Genomic DNA, 20,358 nt, shown 5'->3' with positions numbered 1-20,358 from the left:
AATGATAATATGCTGTTTATCTTACGGAAATCAGGTATGCTGAAATAAATGACAATAAAAATGGACCTGCTAGGAGCATAAATGAATAGAGACGGTCAGCAGGCTCTCCTTTGACTAAGTCACCACGCTGGATAAAACAGAAAGGACGGCCAAGATGAGAAATTGAAATTTTAATCAGCAGTAAATCAATCACAATAAAGACAGCAGGAAGGACAGCAAAAGGAATTACAGGGTCAGAAGTAATAAAAACATACCCGGATATTAAAAATGTCATTGCAATGAGTAAGGAAATAATTAAGAATTTTTTATCCTCGTATAAGCGCAAATAATTGCGGTTTAAAGGTCTGCTGCAAAATGGATCGATGAGGTATACCCAGCAAATTAATGCAAGTACAAACAATATTGATTCAGGTTTCATATCGTCAAATAATGGGAGGCGAAAGTAGTTTAAATCTTTCCGAACTAAAAATATAATCGCTAAGCTTTCAAACTCTTCGCCAGATTTCCAAGTAGTTTCAACTTTGTCTTTATATCCTCAGACCAGGGCAAACCAATACAAAGCCTCATACAGTTCTCAAACTGATTTTGAAGCGTAAATATTCGTCCCGGCGTAATGCTGATCTGTTGTTTAATAGCCAGATAATACAATTTCTTCGTATCAATTTCCTTACTAAACTCAACCCAGATAGCCAATCCTCCCTGAGGTCTGCTTGTCTTTGTTCCCGCTGGAAAATAAGCTGCTATAGCCTGAACATAATTTTGGTAATTGAGCTGTAAAGTCCGGCGAAGCTGCCGCAAATGATTTTCATACTTACCCGTTTTCAAAAAGTTAGCTACAGACTCCTGGATAATAGAAGCAGAGGAAATAGAATGGATCAGCTTTAGCTTAAGCAACTTTTCTTTGTATTTACCTGGTGCAACCCAACCCACGCGATAGCCCGGTGCCAGGGTTTTAGAGACAGAACTACACCACAAAACATTTCCTTCAGTATCAAATGATTTGCAACATTTTGGCCGTTGTGAACCAAAATACAGATCACCATAAATATCATCCTCAATCAGCGGAATATGATGCCTGGCTAAGAGCGCAACTATTTCCTTTTTATGTTCATCAGGCATACAACTGCCCAGAGGAGTATTGAAGTTTGGTACCAGTAAACAAAGATTGATCTTTGGAATTGCCTCCCTCAATGCAGTAATCTCCAAGCCGGTAGTTGGGTGTGTGGGTAGCTCCAATACTTTGAATCCGAGGCTTATAGTTAATTGTAAAGTGCCTGGATAACAGGGGCTTTCCATGGCAATTGTGTCTCCAGGTTTTCCAAGAGCCATTAGACAAAGGGATACCGCGTTCATTGCACCATTGGTAGTGATCAACTCATTTTCATGTAGATTCCCTCCCCAGGACAGGGAGCGGATGGCGACCATTCTTCTTAACTTTATATTGCCCTGTAAAGGCTCGTATCCCGTACCACCTTCTTTTAGCTCTCTTGTAGCCATCATGATTTCCTTTTTTAGTTTAGCCAATGGCAGCAGGTCACCAGAGGGCGCACTGATAGAAAAAAGCGTAAGGTCATCATTACCCATATTGGCATAGACCTGACTGATCAATTCGTCTGGTTCATTGTCATTAGCAAGGGCTGATGGCTGGCTAACCTCCGGAAGCGGAAGCTTTAAATAAGCTACCCGGCTTACAAAATAGCCTGATTGTGGTTTTGAGTCAATTAACGATTGTGCCTCCAGTTCCAGAAATACTCTCTTTGCAGTATTCATGCTGATGGTATGTTCTTTACATAACATTCTTACAGAAGGTAATTTGTCTCCGGGTTTTAAAACCCCACCCGTAATTTGTCTGGCAATTCTTTTCGCGATGTCACTATAGAGAAAATCTTTACTCATGTCACAAATATAACTGTGTCCATTGAAATACACAAAACTGAGACTGTGTTTATAATTCCACCTTCTCTACTTTTGTCTTATAACCTCAACAGCATGAATACTAGTAAATCAATTTTTGACAAATCAACCGAAAATACCAGGAGTGGATGGATAAACGGAGCAATCGGCGTATTGATCTTCAGTGGTTCAATGCCAGCGACAAAAGTGGCAGTACTGGACTTTGGGCCCATTTTCGTAACCGTTGCCCGGGCAACTATTGCGGGAATCCTTGCCCTTTGTATATTGTTGATTTTTAAAGAAAAACGACCAGAAAAGGAGCATTTTTTCTCCTTAACTATTGTAGCCATAGGTGTTGTAATTGGATTCCCATTACTTTCAGCACTCGCCTTACAATACATGACTTCAGCACATTCGATGGTCTTTCTGGGTATGCTTCCATTAGCCACAGCGATATTTGGTGTAATTCGTGGAGGTGAACATCCCCATCCCTTATTCTGGCTCTTTTCGGGTTTAGGAAGCTTATTGGTTATCGCTTTTGCAATTGCCCAGGGCGTTTCAGCCTCACCCATAGGTGACCTACTTATGTTGCTTTCCATAATCTTATGCGGACTCGGTTATGCAGAAGGAGCGAAGTTATCAAAAACTCTGGGAGGGTGGCAGGTGATCTGCTGGGCACTGCTGCTGTCGCTACCCTTAATGGTTCCTATATTGTTTTTTCAGCTTCCTGCTACATTTGATGGGATCGGTACACCAGCCTGGACAGGTCTGGCTTATATCTCGATCTTCAGCATGCTGGTTGGTTTTATATTCTGGTATCGTGGATTAGCGCAGGGAGGTATAGCGGCTGTAGGTCAATTACAACTCTTACAACCATTTTTTGGCTTAACATTGGCGGCTACCTTACTTCATGAACAGGTGAGTTTAGGAATGCTAGCTGTTACAGTTGGTGTAATTCTCTGTGTTGCAGGGTCAAAGAAATTTGCGAAATAACTTAGCTCAAGTTTAATTTTCGCAAAACATCCTTTAAATAAGTTCTGCCTATCGGGATAATTGCTGTACCCATCCGAAGTTCCGAACCAGAGAAAGAGCTAATATGATCAAAAGCCACAATAAATGAGCGGTGAACCCGGGTAAACCGGTTATCTGCTAATTTCTCTTCAAAGTAAGTTAAAGTCTGATAGGTAATAATTTGCTGCGCTGTAGTATTTATCTTGACATAATCTTTCAGCCCTTCTAAATAAAGAATATTTTTCAACAAGATTTTTACCATTCTTTTTTCAGATTTCACATAAATAAAAGGCTCAGCTGAACTTAAACTTCCTTGTGGAGAATGCTGTAACTGAGGGAGAAGCTCAGGATTCATCCAATTCTCATACTTATCGACGGCCTTTAAAAAACGCTCGAATGCTATAGGCTTTAACAAATAGTCAATCACATTCAGTTCATAACCTCCTACCGCATATTCACTATAGGCAGTTGTAATAATTACTGCAGGAGGCTTTTTTAGCGTCCTTAGTAGTTCAATTCCGGAAAGGTGCGGCATTTGTATATCCAGGAAAATCAGATCTGCATTGGTTTCCTTAATTGCTTTGTAAACCTCTATGCCATCTTTGCATAAGGCAACTACATTCAGTTGTGGTAATTTAAACGCATAATTTCTGATCCCATTCCGGGCAATCGGTTCGTCGTCGGCAATAATGCAATTAATCTTCCTCATAAATCTATTTTCAGGTCTACCTGATAAACGTTATTATCCAGTTTTATAGTCAGCTCATGGCGCGAAGGATATATTAACTTCATTCTTCTTTTTACATTTTTCAGCCCTATCCCTTGATGTTCCTGATCAGAGATCTCCACAAAACTATTTTCCACCTTTAAATATAAACGTTTTTCACTAACCTTAAGGTCGATGGTTACCCAACCACCATTGCTTTCAATTCCATGTTTAAATGCATTTTCTACGAAAGGGAGTAACAGTAGCGGAGCAATCCACTGGCCATCAATCTCTCCAGAGTACTGAAAAGACAATTCCATACGTTCGCCAAAACGTATTTGTTCAATTGCAATATAATTTTCCAGATGTGCTAACTCATCTTTTAATAAAACCTGGCTGGTGCTGGTTTCATAAAGCATGTAGCGCATTAATTTAGACAAATGCATAATCAGCTCCGGTGATTTAGAAGAACCTGCTATTGTCAAAAAATAGAGGCTGTTCAGTGTATTAAAAAAGAAATGAGGATTGATTTGTCCTTTTAATAAACCGATTTCAGCTTTAAACTTTTCTCTTTCAAGAGCCCTTAACCTTCTTTCCTGGCGGTAGGTATTGCTCATTAATTTAAACATCATAGTCACAGCGACTACTGGAAATATTCTGGAAAGGCCTTTTATTATTCTTGCCAGAATCCAGAAAGCAGTAGGGTGCAAGTTGGCTGGGTTATTCAGGTGGTCCAGAGGAAGCCAGACCCAAAATGCAAAGAAACGTTTTGCAAGTGCCCCTGCTAAGAGTAATAAAAACAAACAGCAAATATACGCCCCGTACTTACGTTTGCTATAAAGTGCCGGCATCAGCACGTAAAGGTTGAGATATACAACTGGTATAATGATTAGCATATCCGTTGCAAGCTGTGGATATAGGCAGAGTGTCCAGGAGTCGGTTTCAGTCCATCCATCATTTATAACGGTATACAGGATATACGAAAACCAAAAAAGCAGGTGTCTGCCAACAGACTTATAATTCTTTTGAACCAGGGCGCTCATCCTATAAAGTTGCTTATTTTACTGCTTTTCTGCTAATTTTTACGACGAATAACTGCTAACTTACCGTAGACAACACAATTCGCCGCTAAAGCTGCAAATCGCTGCCAGAGTTTGTTTTTCAAGGTCCATAAAGCTATGGTAGTCTAATAAAGATAAGACAAACTGAAATAATTCATCTTATTGTAGCATGAAGATTTTAAGTATAGTTCTGTTGACCTGGTTTTCAATTCAATTTTGTTGCGCACAAGAATTACCTGTTGCACGCAGTTTCGAAAAAGCTTATCTCCAACAAACCAGGAATATTAAAGGTCCGCCAGGCCCTTTATATTGGCAAAATACAGCCAACTATGAAATCAAAGTCGATTTTAATCCCGGCTCAAGACAGCTCACCGGAATTGTTGATATCAACTATAAGAATAACAGTCCGGATACCTTAAAAAGCTTGTTGTTTAAGCTCTATCCAAATTTATATAAAACAGATGCAGTTCGTAATCAATACATTGCGGCAGCCGATATGACTACAGGTGTTCACATTAATTCATGCACCATCGATAACAATAAATTAGATAGTACAAAATTGCTGATCCGGGAAACTAATATGAATGTAAAGGGAAAACCTATTTTACCGGGTCAGCAAGTACATATCCGGATCAGCTATAATTATGTACTGAATAAAACCTCTTTTATTCGCACAGGACAGATAGACAGTGGTGCTTTTTTTATTGCTTATTTCTTTCCAAGAATTGCAGTTTATGATGATATCGATGGCTGGAATAAATACCCCTATGCTGGTAAAGAAGAATTTTACAACGATTACGGAAACTTTCATGCTGAAATAACAGTACCTGGTGATTACCAGATCTGGGCGACAGGAGAGCTGAAAAATGGACAGGAAGTTTATGAACCCAAAATTCTGCGAAGAATTGAAAAGGCAGAAAACAATGATGAAGCGGTTGATATTATAACAAATGATGACCTTAAAAAAGGAAAGTATACTACAACAAACACCTGGAAATTTGAAGCTGACCATGTCATTGATTTCGCGTTCGCTATCAGCAACCATTATTTATGGAAATCTACCAGTGTATTAGTTGATTCTGTGACTAAAAGGCGAACTAGAGTAGATGCTGTTTTTAATCCGGATCACAACGCTTATTTGCCCATAATTGATTATGCAAGGAAAACTGTGGACCTGATTAGTCATTACTTTCCCAAAGTGCCGTTTCCATATTCGCATGAAACTATATTTGACGGCCTTGATGCCATGGAATACCCGATGATGGTTAACAATCTCCCATTTCCAGATAAAAAAGAAGCTATTCAGTTGACCGCTCATGAGATTTTTCATACCCTTTTTCCCTTTTATGTAGGAACGAATGAAACTAAATACTCTTTTATGGACGAAGGGTGGGCAACCATGGCAGAGTTTTATCTATATCCCAAAATTGATACGGCTTCAGCTGCAGTAAACTATGATTTGAGCAGTTTCAATAACAGTGCAGGTACAGCTGAGGAAGTTCCTGTAATGACACTTACCCCACAATTATATGGACGGGATGCACGTTATACTGAAAAAGATCTTAAACCAGCATTAGCAATGTTATATCTGAAGGAAATGTTGGGCGATAAATTATTCCTGCAGGCCATGCACTATTACATGGACAACTGGAAAGGAAAACATCCTTCACCTTACGACTTTTTTAACAGTATGAACACTGGCAGTGGTATTAATTTGAACTGGTTCTGGAAAAACTGGTTCTTTGAAAAGAATGCCCCAGACCTTGCGATCAGCAAAATTACCCATCAGCAGCTTAATTATACCATCGCTATTTCCAGTCCCGGCAGCCTGGCTGTTCCGATACACCTTATCCTAAAGTATCATGACGGCAGCAAGCAAACAATTCATAGAAATATCAGTTGTTGGAAGAAGGGAAACAAGTTTGTAAAGCTTTTTTTTAAAGCTAAAAAGCCAATCAAAGAACTGGTTCTGGGCAACACATCAGACGTAGATATCCATCCCGAAAATAATAGCAAAAATTTAACACCATGAAAGAAACAATTCATCAAGGAAACACAGACGTCATTCTCATCGGAGCAGGAATTATGAGCGCTACCCTTGCAGTTATGTTAAACGAACTTGACCCCACGCTCCAGATTAAAATTTATGAAGTTCTGGATCAGCCTGCCCAAGAAAGCTCTAATGCCTGGAACAACGCAGGTACAGGCCACGCCGCGCTGTGTGAACTTAATTATACTCCCGAAAAAGAAGATGGGAGTATTGACATTTCTAAAGCGCTCGAAGTGAATACGGAATTCGATTTGTCGCGTCAGTTCTGGTCTTATCTAACTGGGAAAAATATCATTAAAAATCCTCAGTCCTTTATAAACTCTGTACCACATTTTAGTTTTGTGCGCGGTGAGGAAAATGTTCAATTCCTTAAAAAGCGTTTTGATGCGCTTTCTGCGAGTCCATTCTATTACGGGATGGAATATACAGCCGACAAGGACGTTATCGCACAATGGCTGCCTATAGTTATGGAAGGCCGTGATCCGTTAGAAGTGGTTGGTGCAACAAGAATGCTTACCGGAACCGATGTGGACTATGGAGCACTGACAAACATATTCCTGGACTCGCTTAAAGAAAAATCCAACGTTTCTATACATTATCATCACCGTGTACAGGATCTTAAAAGAGAAGGTACCGGGTGGGAAGCTAAAATCAGAAATGAAGAAACAGGCCATCACCATTTTATCAACTCAGGTTTTGTCTTTATTGGTGCAGGCGGCGGTTCATTAGCACTGCTTCAAAAATCAGACATTCCAGAGGCTGAAGGTTATGCCGGCTTTCCTGTCAGTGGTATTTGGTTACGCTGCGACAAACAGGAAATAGCAGAAAGGCATCATGCAAAAGTTTATGGAAAAGCAGCCGTTGGTTCACCACCGATGTCAGTACCACACCTCGATCAAAGACATGTTGACGGAAAAACCTCCTTACTTTTCGGCCCTTATGCAGGCTTTTCTTCCAAGTTTTTAAAACACGGTTCCTACCTCGATCTATTCAGCTCGATCGATCCGCATAACATCTTGCCCTTGCTTGCAGTGGGCAGAGATAATATGGCACTCACCAAATATTTAATAGGGCAGGTGCTTGAATCTAAAGAAGAGCGTTTCGCTGCACTACGTGAGTTCTTTCCCGAAGCTAATGAAGAAGACTGGCGGCTGGAAACTGCAGGGCAGCGCGTTCAGATTATCAAAAAAGATCCCGTACATGGTGGAATACTTGAGTTTGGTACAGAACTGGTCGGCTCAGCTGATCAAAGTATTATTGCTATGCTAGGTGCATCACCTGGTGCATCTACAGCAGTCTGGATTATGGTCGATGTCCTGGAGCGTTGTTTCAGTGAAAAGATGAAAAATGGGGGATGGGCTGCAAAACTGAAAGAAATGATCCCTTCTTACGGTCAATCATTGAAAAACAATTCAGCATTATGCCTGGAGCTCAGAAAGAAAACGGCCGAAACACTTCATCTTCAAAATATAAAATCATGATCAAAGCCTATTTAATGTATACCGGCAACGACGGTGACTCTCATTTTAAAACCGGTAGTATAGCAGAAGGGGCCCTTGTCAAAGCCGATCACGTCCTTTTTAAAGAAACTCCGGCCCATTCTTCCTTTGACTGGCATAATGATCCAATACCACAATATGTGATCACTTTATCTGGTATACTTGAGTTTACCATGAAAAATGGAGAAACCTTTGTCCTTCATCCTGGAGATATCCTTTTAGCTACTGACCATACCGGAACTGGGCATAAATGGAGACTACTCAATGATGAGCCTTGGAAACGTGTTTATGCCGTATTTGAGCAAGATGCAGCAACTCATTTTATCCCTGACAACGGCTAATTATATTTGTAGCTTTAGGCATCGTGTAGAACTAACCGAAAATAAACAGATCAGAAAAATAGAAGTCTTAAAATCGGACATACCTGGATTACCGCCTCCTGGCAACGAACAGTTGTCAATACAGAGATCAAATATCTGATGCTGAAGTACGCATTTGAAAAGCTGAAATTTAACCGTGTCCAGTTTACGACTGATGTGATCAACGAAAGTTTCCGTGCAGCAATTCTCAGATTAAGAGCTAAAGAAGAAGGTATTATTCGTTATGAACGGATTATGCCCGATGGCAGAAAAAGAAATTCAGTGAGATATAGTATTATTGAGGATGAATGGCCTGTGGTTAAACAATTATTACTAAAAAGATGCAAATCATTACGGATTCAAACATATAGTTCTTCCCGCTAAGGTAACTTTATTCGCTTTCTCCATTTTTTTTAACAAACGGGTTATCACTTCTCTGGAGCTGGCCAAATCTTCAGCTATATTTTTATGTGTAATCTTTAACCTATTTGATCCGGATATTTCTGCTCTATGTTTTAAATAGGTTAATACCCTTTCTTCGAGGCTATAACAGATTAATTGTTTGGCAGTGTTCAGCAGGTCATCACAATGTTTTTGATACCCTTTCAACAAAATAGTATTAAACACCGGATATTTAGACAACCAGAATTCAGCCTTTTCCAGTGGGATTAATAATACCTTTGAAGAGCGCTCGGCAATGCCACTAAAACCTGATTGTTTACGACTAAAAAGATGTGAAAAACTAAATAGACAGGTTTCACCACGCTTTAAGTAATAGAGTAAAAACTGTACTTTGTTTTCTTCACTATAAACCTTAACGGCACCATCAAGAATAATGGGTAAATATTTAATGTATTGCCCTTCCCGTACAAGATACTCTCCATCATTCAACTGCTTGATTACCGCGTTTTTAGTAATCTCGTCAATAAGCTCTTTACCTAAACCAGCAAAACATTCCTGTATTTCTAAACGGGTATTTTCATTCATAAGTAGTTGAGGTAAAAAATATTTTTCGTTAAATTTATGAATACCTTCAGTAACTATCGGTGACTTTTATCACCAATTTAGACATTTCTTTTACAAGACGAAAAATAATTATAAAACACCTTTGCCACTCATACTATAAGTCTTTGACCGCTTAATTGCGATTTGATACTCCTTAAATACATTGCCGAATTCTTCGGCAGACTCATCATTACTGAATTCATATTCTTCATTTAATCCGGTAGGTGTTGATAATCTGATTTCACCATAACGAACTATCGGAATTTGATAATTACCATTAAATCTTTTGTCCGGCGTACCATTTTTATTGACTTTGGCCCATGTCTTATCAATTACTTTTGAGTCCGCAGGAACGGCTTCTGTTTCTGTAAACCGTACAGCGCGTTGCTGTAAATTGATCTCATCAATACCAATAATAGCGAAATCTGTCTCATTGGAATACACGATGATAAAACTCGGATAACAATACAAATCTGCTCCATTTGCATTCTGGAAATAAAGCGCTTCATAATTTGATCTCATATCAGGAATTGAACGGAGTGAGAACTTTACTTCTTGCTTATTGACGATGGTGCTTGCTGAAGAACGTGCGATTACCCGATCCTGAAAATGTGCACTTGTAATGTCCCAGATTTTATGACTGGTCGCCAATTTCTTAAAGGCGTTAACCAGGTTATCATACTTTCCCTTAATTTCTGAGTCAAAATCAACCTCCAGGCTTACATAGCAATTTTCAAGAGCTGCTTTTGTCTGGTTAATTGCATCTTCTTGCGCAGCTATGTCTGCGGTTAAATTCTTAGGAACGTGCTTAAAAATCAGTCCGTAAAGCAATAGATAGCTGAGAATACGTTTGAATTTCGAAGTTCCTAAAGCGGTGTGAAAACTTAATATGTCATGCTTTAACTCTTTTCTTTGTTGGTGAGCCAGGATGATTGCTTCTTTTACGCCTTGCAAATTCTGGTTGGTTATCTTATGAACTTCTGCACTGAAAATACGACCAAAAGTCATACTAGCATCTTTAATAGCTATAGCGGTAGATAGGCCACTTTTGTTTAAGTTCAGCTGTACACCAGGGATAATTTTTATCTTTTTTGAAAAACTCCAGGCCATTATTTTAAAATTAGAGGTTGATTTACTGCTCAAAAATATGCGCAGCCCAGTGTGTTTTTTACGGGAAACCATAAAATTCAAAACTATTTATCAAATACTTTTGCTGCTGTTTAAATGTGTGTTTTGTTTTGAAATACCAGGTACTGTGTATGATGTATTGCACAATACCTGTGTATTTTAATCAAAAACCTTAGCTTTACCCCATGCAAGCCACTGAACTAAGGATAGGAAATTACGTTAAAACTTTATCAAGCAATGATCCGCTAAAAGTAGAGTCTGTCAACGCCAGGCAGATTAACACCAACATTGACCTGGAAGAAATTCGTCCGGTTCTTATCACTGAAGATTGGCTGGTTAACCATTTTGGTTTTAAAAACAATGGGCAAGGTTACTACCAGCATACTGAATTTAATTTCTTTTTATACTATGTAAAAGAGGATGAATATTTCGACTGTTACAAGCAAGTACCCGCTAATGATGAAACAGGAGATTTTAAGACATTACAGCATATCCATAAATTACAAAACTTATTTTTTGAACTTTTTGAGGAAGAGTTAATCACTAATATTTGATTCCAGTTTACCAAACAATATTGAGCTGTTGATTTCCGGAAATAAGGTATTCAAGATGTCCCTGTTTTGTTTGTCGTCCTTTCAAAGGTTTTGTTTTTCCTTTAACAGTCACTGTGAAATCTGGTAACTTTGAAGCAGCATCTTTAATGAACATCATTCTGCAATATAGCCGTTCATCTCCAAGGGTATAGAAATGTATGTTTTTTCCTTTGATAGCTTTGAAACCAGAAGTTGGGTAATCTACATAAATTAAAAAAGACTCATTCGGTACCCGAAGATAATGTCTTGGCAAGATACCAAACGCGTTTCCAGCTCCATAAACCTCCTGACCAACTGTACCTGATTTTTGCCACCCGTCCTGCAAATCCTCTAACGCAATCCAGAGCTTAGGGGCAACTTCGCCAATTTTCGGCTTTTCTGCCAGCATCTCTTCAGGCAGCATACCCGGGTAATAATAAACTGCCCGGTCAACCAGGTAGCGGATATATTCTGCAATCAATAATTTTACGGAAGGAAGGATTTCAACACCCTCAGCATGTTTCAGGTAATCATGTAAAGCACAAAATACTTCCTGCTCTTCGTATGCCGCAGTATAAGGCGCATCATTTAATGGAAACAGCGCAAAGAATTTTGGAAAATTCTTACCATATCCATAATTACAGTCCCAGATTTGTGTATTGCGGAAAATTCCAGCCAAACACAGATAACTAAGGTTTAAATAAAGTTCATTTTGAGTGATCTTGAAAAGACGAATTAATGCACCGGCAGCAAATGCGGTATTGTTCGCCTGATAAAACACTTCAAATCCATATCTTTGCAGGGTTTTTGCGGCCTTTTCAGCTTCGTTTAAAAAGCGCTTTTCTTGCGTAAGCTCCCAAGCCTGAAGCATCACATGTGCATAAATCCCAGCCACATCTTTTTCTCCGCCTTTACCTTCGGCTGTCTCCGCTTTGAGTACTTCAAGGGTATCCATTTTGTAAAAAACAGGCCATTGATATTTGAAATGATGCGCTACCTTGATTGCAAAATCCAATGAATCCAGAAAGAGTTTTTCAGCTACTTTATCTCCCTTTAACGCAAGTCGTGATAAATTGAGCAGAGGATGGTGCAAATACCAGGAATCCATGACACCTGGCTGCTTTTGTTCTTCTTCCCCTTCGAGTTTATCTTCCGCGGCAGGTAACCATCGCATGATCGAACCTATTTTCGGATCATAAAATTCAGGTAAGCCATCTTTAATATTTTTAATCACTTCAAGCTCGGTTTTGCTCCATTCCACATAATCCAATAGTGGAAGCAGAACCGCTAATTGAACCATGATTTCTGGTGGCGTATTATAATCGCTCACATAAGCGTTAAAATATTTATGTCCCGCTACCTGGCTCCAGCAGCCCGGACTTTCTATCAGGTCTTTTAAACCTTTATCCAGAATATCGGGCCAATGCTGATAATTGGTTTCCGGCCTTGGAAGCAGCAGGTAAATTCTTGCCAGTAACTCAAGAAATTGTCTGGTAATTTGGAATTCTTCTGTAGCGTGCTGTTTATCGAAAGCTACAAATGCGTCCGAAATCGTTAACTCTTTTCCCGCTATCAATGCATGCTCCATTGTTACAGGCATTGCAAACCCAAGTTCTGGCCAGCTGCCGCCAATAACATTTGCACAAGAAGTCTGAGTTTGCTCACAATAATCAGCTAATGCAGTAAGGTTTTGTAAATAAAGAATAGCCGAAGAATCTGGTCTGGTTTCAGTCAGATAGATCAGCCCCGTCCGGGTACCTTCCTGACTTAAATGTATTTTTCCTGTTGTATTTTCAGGATTGCCCTTATTACTGGTTATCAGGATGTCCCTTGGCCAGAATGGAATAAAAAGATCCTTTGCCGGGATCAGTGTTGTGGTATAACGTAATACGGGGATCTCTGTTTGCCCGTCTATACTAAGCGTAACTTGTTGCCTTCCAATATCACTATCCAGTTTAAACCGGATACCTTTACTATTTTCATTTACTTTTTTGACAATATGGAATCCTTCAGGACTATATGCCGCCCGAAAGGCCGTTCTTCCACCACCCGGTATTTCAGCTACAATCCAGATAGAATCTTTAGTTTGATAAACATTAAATTCAAAACCACCTGCAGATTTAGTATAAAGTGCTGGTGTAGTTTCTGATAATTCAGCGCATGCGGATAATGCCCAGGGTGATAATGCATTCATGGTAAGTAATATTTAATTTCGATGAACACTCAACAGCGCGGCAGTTGCTTTGTTTTAAATAGATGTTTCCAGATTATCTAAACAAACTTGTAATACAACCTGTTAACTATGCGTCATTGTAACCCGTCAATCTGAAATGCCCTGAATGAAAAATAAACAAACCTCTGCCATATTATGGTTGATTTTTATCATGTCCGTATGGGGGAGTACTTATGCAGTAACCAAGTCTGTAGTAGATATATTGCCGCCTGGTTGCTTTGCCTTTATACGTTTTATGATTGCATTGCTATGTCTATTGCCTGTTTATCTATCAGACCATAAAGCTATAGCTGCTCAACAATTTAAGAAAGCTGATTATTGGTGGTTATTCTTCATGGGAATAACAGGTATATCAGGGTATTATGTTTTCTTTAATTATTCATTAATATATACATCGGCCTCCAGTGGAGCGTTAATCCAGGGTTTTATTCCAATCTGTATTGCTTTAGCCGGCGTTTTTTTTCTCAAAGAGCGTTTGTCAAAATTGCAGATAACCGGAATCTGTCTGTCCTTTATTGGGGTAATCCTGGTTGGTTTAATTGCTGCAGATGCCAAAGGAGAGAAGAGCAGTTTAATAGGAAATCTTTTAATGATCGTTGCTGTATTTTGCTGGTCAGCTTATACCTTGATTTCCCGTAAGCTTAACCATTTAAATCCAATTATAATTACCTTTTGGAGCGGCTGCATAGGCACGGCTTTATTGCTTCCATTAGCTATATACGAATTTAGCCAACTCAGTCAGCACGTTCAGATTGGACTTAAAGGATGGATGGCTTTGATTTATCTGGGCGCAATTTCCTCTGCTTTTTGTTACCTGATGTATAACAAAGCATTGGAACAACTCCCAGCTGCGATGGTTGGCAATTTTCTTAATCTGGATATTTTGATTGGTGTATTAATCGCAGTACTATTTTTGCATGAACAGGTCAGTGTCACTCAGGTAGCTGGTGGCGTGTTCATTCTTTCAGGATTAATATTAAGTTCACGAAAAAACAATTAACTAAGATGAAGGATCTTGCCAAACGTTTTCCCGAAAACCCACTTTTGATGCCTAAAGATATTCTGCCAAGCGCTGATGGGCTTCAAGTCATTTGTTTACTTAACCCTGGTGTATTTATTTTCGGGGGGAAAACCTGGCTGCTGGTTAGAGTAGCCGAAAGTATAAAACAAATTGAGGGTTGGGCCTTTATTCCTGTACTCAACGAACAGGGTAAAATAGAAATCATGGAAGTACCGTTAAATGATCCTGATCTGATTGCAACAGATGCCAGAATATTTAATTATAAAGGATTAGACTACCTGACCACAATTTCGCATCTGCGGTTGCTTAGCAGCCATGATGGGATTAATTTTTCAGAAGAAGTAAACTACCCGGGCTTATTTGGAAAAGGTAAACTTGAACGTTACGGTATTGAAGACTGCAGAGTTGCACTACTAGAGGGAGTATATCACCTCACCTATACCGCGGTTTCAGACAATGGGGTTGGAGTAGGTTTACAAACTACCCGAAACTGGCAGCAATTCGAGCGGAAAGGAATGATTCTGCCTCCACACAACAAAGATGTGGCTATTTTTGAGGAAAAAATCAGTGGTATGTTTTATGCATTACACAGACCTAGCAGTAAAGATATTGGCGGTAATTATATTTGGGTAGCGGAATCTCCGGATGGCCTGCATTGGGGGAATCATAAATGTATTTTGAAAACCCGTCCTGGAATGTGGGATAGTGCAAGAGTTGGGGGTGGAGCTTCACCCATTAAAACAGAGCAGGGGTGGCTGGAGATTTATCACGGTGCCACTGCCGAACACCGTTATTGTCTGGGAGCATTTTTAATGGATTCTGCTGATCCTTCAATCGTAATTGCCAGAAGTGAGGAGCCTATTATGGTACCTGCAGAAAGTTATGAACTCAGTGGTTTTTTTGGCTTTGTTGTCTTTACCAACGGTCATATCGTAAAGGGAGATCAATTGACTATTTATTATGGGGCTGCTGATGAATTTGTATGTGGTGCTGATTTCTCTATCCAGGAGATTCTGCAATCGTTAAAGCCAATACCACGGTAGAATTATCTTAAAAAGACAGTAATTTTGTTTACCTTTCCTGCGAAAATACTGTAACAATAGTTAGTTTTGTTACAGACTAACTATGGAAGATTTTAAAGAACTTCAGGCGAAGATTACTCAATATGAGAATGAAAACAAAGATTTAAAACTTCGTTTGGAAGAATTGAATGACTTCGTTGAAAATGCCTCATTACCACTTCATTGGGTTAATGCCGAAGGGATAATAATATGGGCTAATGAAGCTGAATTTGTTTCTCTTGGTTATACACGTGAAGAATATATCGGATTCCCGATCAGTAATTTTCATGCAGACCAGGAAGTTATAGCAGATATTCTTTTTCGGCTGACCAACAATCAGACACTTCTTAACTATCCGGCAAGATTGCGTTGCAAGAACGGTGATATTAAACATGTGCTCATTAATTCAAGTGTTTTATGGAAAGATGGTCAGTTTATTCATACCCGTTGTTTTACCAGAGATATTACACCGCTGATCAAAGAACAAGAAAGAAAGGCAGAAATACTGTACGATCTGGAGCAAAGTGAAACAAAGTTAAAAATAGCGATAGAGTCTACCAATCTGGGTACATGGGAATGGGATCCGAAAAGTAATAGCTTATTCTGGTCAGCAGAGTGCAAATATGTTTTCGGTTATCCCGATGCTGAACAAATAACTTTTGATGCATTTATTGAACTGGTTCATCCGGAAGATAAATCCCGCGTAATCAAAGCTATGCAGAACTCCGTCGAATTAAATAGTGAAAATACCCATAGCCTTATTTACAGAATTCACCGGTTTAATGACCGTGAAATACGCTGGATTAAAGTACAGTGGAGAACGAGTTATAAAACAGACCGTTATGCCAGTCTGCTGCTTATCGGTACTACTCTTGATATTACAGACGTTAAATATGCAGAAGAGAAAAGTGCAAAATTAGCTGCTATTATTGATTCCAGTAATGACGCTGTAATCAGTAAAACTTTAAGCGGGATCATTACCAGTTGGAACGACTCTGCAGAACGGACTTTTGGCTACAGCGCTGATGAAATAATTGGTCAGCCGATATTGACATTAATACCGCCAGACCTTCGGGAAGAAGAGGCTCAAATCCTTTCCCGTTTAAGTAAAGGCGAAAGAGTAGATCATTTTGAAACCAGGAGAATTACCAAAACCGGAAAGCTGATTGATGTGTCTCTGACTATATCACCAGTTAAAGACAGAGATGGTCATATTATTGGTTTATCAAAAATTGCCAGAGATATCACAGAGCGGAAACAAGAAGAGCAGCGGAAAAACGATTTTGTTGCGATGGTGAGTCACGAACTGAAAACGCCTTTAACTGCACTTACCGGTTATCTCCAGCTATTACTGATGCGCGCGAAAAAAGCAGGAGATGAATTCGGTGTTAAATCATTGATCAGAGCGGAAGCCCAGACCAAAAAAATGGTTTCCATGATTCACGACTTTTTAAGTTTGGCAAGAATGGAAGAAGGAAAGTTGCAGATAGAAAGAAGGGAAGTCGAATTACACCCTTTAATTGTTGAAATTGCGGAGGATGCTAAATTTTTAACTTCACAACATACTATAAAACTAATAGATTGTGAAGATGTTGCCATCTTTGCCGATAGAGATAAAATTGCGCAGGTACTGATGAACCTGGTCAGTAATGCCATTAAATATTCTCCCGAAGGAGGCTTAATTACCCTGGGTTGTGAAAAACAAACCGGAAAAGTGAAAATATATGTCAGTGATCAGGGCATAGGAATAAGCCCTCAAGATCAAAAAAGGTTATTCGAGCGTTTTTACAGGGTAAATAACAATGGCATAAAAACTGTTCCCGGATTCGGTATAGGTTTATACCTGGTCTCAGAGATTCTGCGTTATCATGATAGTGAAATTGTAGTCGAAAGCGAAGAAAACGCAGGGTCAGTATTCTACTTTTATCTACAAACCCTTAACTAGCCAATTTAAACCAAAATATACTTCCTTTGCCGATTTCGCTATCTACACCTATTTCTCCGCCATGTTTCCCGATAATCTCTGAACAAATATAAAGCCCAAGTCCCAAGCCTGAATATTGACTTCCGGTACTGTCAACGCGATAATAGCGGTCAAATATATGGGGTATTTTTTCCTGCGCAATTCCAGGCCCATGGTCTTCAACAGAAAGTTTAACATGATTACTTACCCTGGCAATATTAATCGTTATCTCTTTTGATTCAGGGGCATACTTTATCGCATTATTAATGAAATTGGTAATGATCTGCCCAATTCGCTCTGCATCAGCATAAACCTCTAAATCAGGATTGCCAGTAATTTTAAGCGTATGTGTTCTTTCGTAATTGATATGCTCACAGCATTCAGCAATCACTTCAGATAGCTTAAATGTGGTCTTGTTCAGGTGAATCTGCCCGTGATTATATTTACTTGTGTTCAATAGATCTTCGATTAAGCTACCCACTTTGTCCATACTTTTATTGGCCTTTTCAATCAAATTGCTCATCATTTCTGTGGATGGATTGTTAATCATCCGCTTCATCAGTTGTAAAGAAACCTTTAAAGTGGTCACGGGAGTTTTTAACTCATGACTGGCAATACTGATAAAATCATCTTTTTGCTCTTGTAATAATTTCTGTTCATGAATGTCAGTACATGTCCCAAACCACTTCACTATTTTTCCCTCCGAGTTATAAAAAGGAGCTGCCCGGCCAAGCACCCAAACATATTCGCCCGTATATTTTTTTAACCGGTATTCAATCTCGTAATGCTCGCCCGTTTTTAATGAATGCGCCCATTTTTCACTTGCTCTTTCTCTGTCATCAGGATGAAACATCTGATTCCAGCCTGTACCCTTAGTATGTTCAAAGTTTGACCCCGTAAAGTCGTACCATCTTTGATTATAGTATTCATGCATTCCGCCTGCATCAGTTACCCAAACCATTTGGATGATAGAATCGGCCAATTGCCGGAATTGTAAGAAATTTTCCTCGATAACCTGTCTGGCCTCTACTTGTTCTGTTAAATCTGTTGCAACTACAAGGATGCTGTCTGTTTCACCGGACTGACCTGAAATAGGCTGATAAAGAACGTCGAAATAGTATTTTTTTAAGATTCCTTTATTTTCCAGCATGGCGGGAACCTCATATTTAGCATATGGCAAGCCAGAAGTGTAAACATCGTCTAATATTTTTAAAAAGGGTTGTCCTTCAAGCTCAGGTAAAGCAGTAGCTAAAGGCTGGCCGATAACGTTTGCTGATTTTCCCCAATATTGTAAAAGTTTATTGTTAGCTGTCTCAATGATTAGCGCTTTTGATTTAAGAACACCAATAGCTACAGGAGCCAGTACAATTAAATTATTTGACCTGGACTCACTTTCAGCGAGGTCAATTAAAGTCTGCTCGATTTGTTGTGTTGTTTTTACCTTATGGGTAGTTTCGTAACAGGTTACCAGCACGCCACCAATTTCTCCATGCACATCGATTACCCGGCTGTAACAGAACGTCCAGTACACATCTTCTATACCGTTATTTCTATAAATCGGGATCAGCTGATCCTCATTCCATGTGGCCTCGCCGCCAGCCATCACCTGATCAATTAAAGGATTGATAACCAGCCATATCTCCGGCCAGCAATCTTCTCCCTTTTGACCCAGTGCATTTGGGTGTTTCCCATCGTTTCCTAAACTAGGCCTGTAAGCGTCATTATAAAATTGAATCAGGTCCGGGCCCCACCACAGAAACATCGGGAATTTGGAATGAAGAATAATACTTATTGTAGTTAATAAATTTTGTGACCATTGATCGGGAGTGCCCAGCGCAGTTTCAGACCAATTAAATGAGCGGGTCAGCGCACCCATTTCACCACCACCCTCTAAATATAAAGCGTAGGATGATTGTTGCCTTTCTTTTAAGGACATAATAGTTTAATTCAGAGAATTGTTAAAGTAGAAAATGTAACTTATTAAAGATAAAGAATTATTAATAATATCTGGCAATTAACAGTTTTGTATGAGACACAATAACACATATATATGTGTATAAAGCAGATTGTCTTTATTTTTTTAGTAATCCAAATTACCAAACCTATTGAAATACTAACTATTTTAGTATAAATTTGTACTTGCTTAAGCTTTCATCAAGGAAATTGGCGTTAATAGCATAGTATATGGAACAATTGAGTTTTTTCGCCGAAGCAGGGCAGAGTCCACAGCTTCCTGCAGAACTTTTAACCTATCACCCCGGAATATTTACGGAGCAGGAATCTTACAATTTACTCCAAAAATTTATTGCCGAAACTCCCTGGAAGCAAAAAGTAGTGAGGATGTACGATAAAGAAGTAGTCACTCCAAGACTTACTGCCTGGTATGCTGATCAGGAAACCTATGATTATACTTCGCTGCGCAGGGCTGAACCCTTGCTATGGACACCAGAACTCCTGCGCATTAAAAAACGTGCAGAAGAAATTGCAGGAGTAACTTTCAATAGTGTACTGCTGAATTATTACCGGGATGGAAATGATTCTGTAGCCTGGCACAGTGACAATGAAAAAGCTTTAGGTACGCATCCGGTCATCGCTTCAGTGAGTTTCGGACAGGTCAGGTCTTTTGATATCAGAAATAAACAGGATCATTCCCATAAATACTCAATCCGGCTGGAAAGCGCTGCACTGATGATTATGAAAGGTAATTTACAAACAGACTGGGAACATAGAGTCCCTAAATCGGCAAGACCAATGCGGCCTAGAGTGAACTTAACTTTCAGAGTGGTAATTTAATAA

The 20,358-nt window shown here is 39.3% G+C and carries 18 protein-coding genes; 10 read left to right on the top strand and 8 right to left on the bottom strand.

Features of this window, described 5'->3' with window-relative positions; genetic code table 11:
• Positions 1-16: 16 nt before the first annotated feature.
• A complete protein-coding gene (locus ABIB30_RS01480; protein ID WP_354298973.1) occupies positions 17-418 on the bottom strand; it encodes a hypothetical protein in 402 nt (133 codons plus the stop codon).
• Between the two features lie 59 nt (positions 419-477).
• Positions 478-1,896, bottom strand: coding sequence for an aminotransferase-like domain-containing protein (locus ABIB30_RS01475; protein ID WP_354298972.1), 1,419 nt, complete (start codon positions 1,894-1,896; stop codon positions 478-480).
• A 93-nt stretch (positions 1,897-1,989) separates the two neighbouring features.
• Between ABIB30_RS01475 and ABIB30_RS01470 the strand changes: the two genes are divergently transcribed.
• Positions 1,990-2,886 carry a DMT family transporter gene (locus tag ABIB30_RS01470; protein WP_354298971.1) on the top strand — a complete coding sequence of 299 codons (897 nt, stop codon included), beginning with the start codon at positions 1,990-1,992 and terminating at the stop codon, positions 2,884-2,886.
• Position 2,887: 1 nt separating this feature from the next.
• Here ABIB30_RS01470 and ABIB30_RS01465 read toward each other — a convergent pair whose 3' ends face one another.
• Together ABIB30_RS01465 and ABIB30_RS01460 are read right to left on the bottom strand one after the other, a co-directional pair.
• Positions 2,888-3,613: a LytR/AlgR family response regulator transcription factor gene (locus ABIB30_RS01465; protein ID WP_354298970.1), complete on the bottom strand. Its 726-nt coding sequence runs from the start codon at positions 3,611-3,613 to the stop codon at positions 2,888-2,890.
• Positions 3,610-4,653 carry a sensor histidine kinase gene (locus ABIB30_RS01460; protein WP_354298969.1) on the bottom strand — a complete coding sequence of 348 codons (1,044 nt, stop codon included), beginning with the start codon at positions 4,651-4,653 and terminating at the stop codon, positions 3,610-3,612. Before ABIB30_RS01460 ends, ABIB30_RS01465 begins: the two co-directional genes overlap by 4 nt.
• 187 nt (positions 4,654-4,840) lie before the next feature.
• Here ABIB30_RS01460 and ABIB30_RS01455 point away from each other — a divergent pair, with 187 nt between their 5' ends.
• From ABIB30_RS01455 to ABIB30_RS01440, 4 genes are all read left to right on the top strand, one after another.
• Complete coding sequence (locus ABIB30_RS01455; protein WP_354298968.1) at positions 4,841-6,703, top strand: M1 family metallopeptidase; 1,863 nt, start codon at positions 4,841-4,843, stop codon at positions 6,701-6,703.
• Positions 6,700-8,202 carry a malate dehydrogenase (quinone) gene (gene mqo / locus ABIB30_RS01450; RefSeq protein ID WP_354298967.1) on the top strand — a complete coding sequence of 501 codons (1,503 nt, stop codon included), beginning with the start codon at positions 6,700-6,702 and terminating at the stop codon, positions 8,200-8,202. Before ABIB30_RS01455 ends, mqo begins: the two co-directional genes overlap by 4 nt.
• The gene (locus ABIB30_RS01445; RefSeq protein ID WP_354298966.1) at positions 8,199-8,561 is read left to right on the top strand and encodes a cupin domain-containing protein; all 363 of its coding nucleotides are present in this window, start codon (positions 8,199-8,201) and stop codon (positions 8,559-8,561) included. The genes mqo and ABIB30_RS01445 overlap by 4 nt, the downstream gene beginning before the upstream one ends.
• Before the next feature lie 138 nt (positions 8,562-8,699).
• A complete protein-coding gene (locus ABIB30_RS01440; RefSeq protein ID WP_354298965.1) occupies positions 8,700-8,963 on the top strand; it encodes a GNAT family N-acetyltransferase in 264 nt (87 codons plus the stop codon).
• Here the strand turns inward: ABIB30_RS01440 and ABIB30_RS01435 are convergent.
• Both ABIB30_RS01435 and ABIB30_RS01430 read right to left on the bottom strand, forming a co-directional pair.
• Positions 8,931-9,566: a Crp/Fnr family transcriptional regulator gene (locus ABIB30_RS01435; protein WP_354298964.1), complete on the bottom strand. Its 636-nt coding sequence runs from the start codon at positions 9,564-9,566 to the stop codon at positions 8,931-8,933. The genes ABIB30_RS01440 and ABIB30_RS01435 overlap by 33 nt on opposite strands.
• 108 nt (positions 9,567-9,674) lie before the next feature.
• Positions 9,675-10,694 (bottom strand): DUF4236 domain-containing protein, encoded by a 1,020-nt coding sequence (locus tag ABIB30_RS01430; RefSeq protein ID WP_354298963.1) that lies wholly within the window; start codon positions 10,692-10,694, stop codon positions 9,675-9,677.
• A gap of 203 nt (positions 10,695-10,897) precedes the next feature.
• Between ABIB30_RS01430 and ABIB30_RS01425 the strand changes: the two genes are divergently transcribed.
• Complete coding sequence (locus ABIB30_RS01425; RefSeq protein ID WP_354298962.1) at positions 10,898-11,266, top strand: hypothetical protein; 369 nt, start codon at positions 10,898-10,900, stop codon at positions 11,264-11,266.
• A 7-nt stretch (positions 11,267-11,273) separates the two neighbouring features.
• Here ABIB30_RS01425 and ABIB30_RS01420 read toward each other — a convergent pair whose 3' ends face one another.
• The gene (locus ABIB30_RS01420) at positions 11,274-13,478 is read right to left on the bottom strand and encodes a hypothetical protein (RefSeq protein WP_354298961.1); all 2,205 of its coding nucleotides are present in this window, start codon (positions 13,476-13,478) and stop codon (positions 11,274-11,276) included.
• A 145-nt stretch (positions 13,479-13,623) separates the two neighbouring features.
• Here ABIB30_RS01420 and ABIB30_RS01415 point away from each other — a divergent pair, with 145 nt between their 5' ends.
• The 3 genes from ABIB30_RS01415 (at position 13,624) to ABIB30_RS01405 (ending at position 17,544) form a co-directional block, all read left to right on the top strand.
• Positions 13,624-14,517, top strand: a complete 894-nt coding sequence (locus tag ABIB30_RS01415; RefSeq protein ID WP_354298960.1) for a DMT family transporter — start codon at positions 13,624-13,626, stop codon at positions 14,515-14,517.
• Positions 14,518-14,522: 5 nt separating this feature from the next.
• Complete coding sequence (locus ABIB30_RS01410; protein WP_354298959.1) at positions 14,523-15,581, top strand: glycoside hydrolase family 130 protein; 1,059 nt, start codon at positions 14,523-14,525, stop codon at positions 15,579-15,581.
• 82 nt (positions 15,582-15,663) lie between these two features.
• On the top strand, positions 15,664-17,544 hold the full coding sequence (locus ABIB30_RS01405) for a PAS domain S-box protein (protein ID WP_354298958.1): 1,881 nt from the start codon (positions 15,664-15,666) through the stop codon (positions 17,542-17,544).
• Here the strand turns inward: ABIB30_RS01405 and ABIB30_RS01400 are convergent.
• Positions 17,537-19,498 (bottom strand): ATP-binding protein, encoded by a 1,962-nt coding sequence (locus ABIB30_RS01400; RefSeq protein WP_354298957.1) that lies wholly within the window; start codon positions 19,496-19,498, stop codon positions 17,537-17,539. The genes ABIB30_RS01405 and ABIB30_RS01400 overlap by 8 nt on opposite strands.
• A 248-nt stretch (positions 19,499-19,746) precedes the next feature.
• Between ABIB30_RS01400 and ABIB30_RS01395 the strand changes: the two genes are divergently transcribed.
• Positions 19,747-20,355: an alpha-ketoglutarate-dependent dioxygenase AlkB family protein gene (locus tag ABIB30_RS01395; protein WP_354298956.1), complete on the top strand. Its 609-nt coding sequence runs from the start codon at positions 19,747-19,749 to the stop codon at positions 20,353-20,355.
• The last annotated feature ends 3 nt before the right edge of the window (positions 20,356-20,358 follow it).

The sequence above is a fragment of the Pedobacter sp. UYP1 genome (assembly GCF_040547305.1).
Taxonomy (GTDB): Bacteria; Bacteroidota; Bacteroidia; order Sphingobacteriales; family Sphingobacteriaceae; genus Pedobacter.
This window is presented reverse-complemented; position numbering and strand designations above follow the sequence as displayed.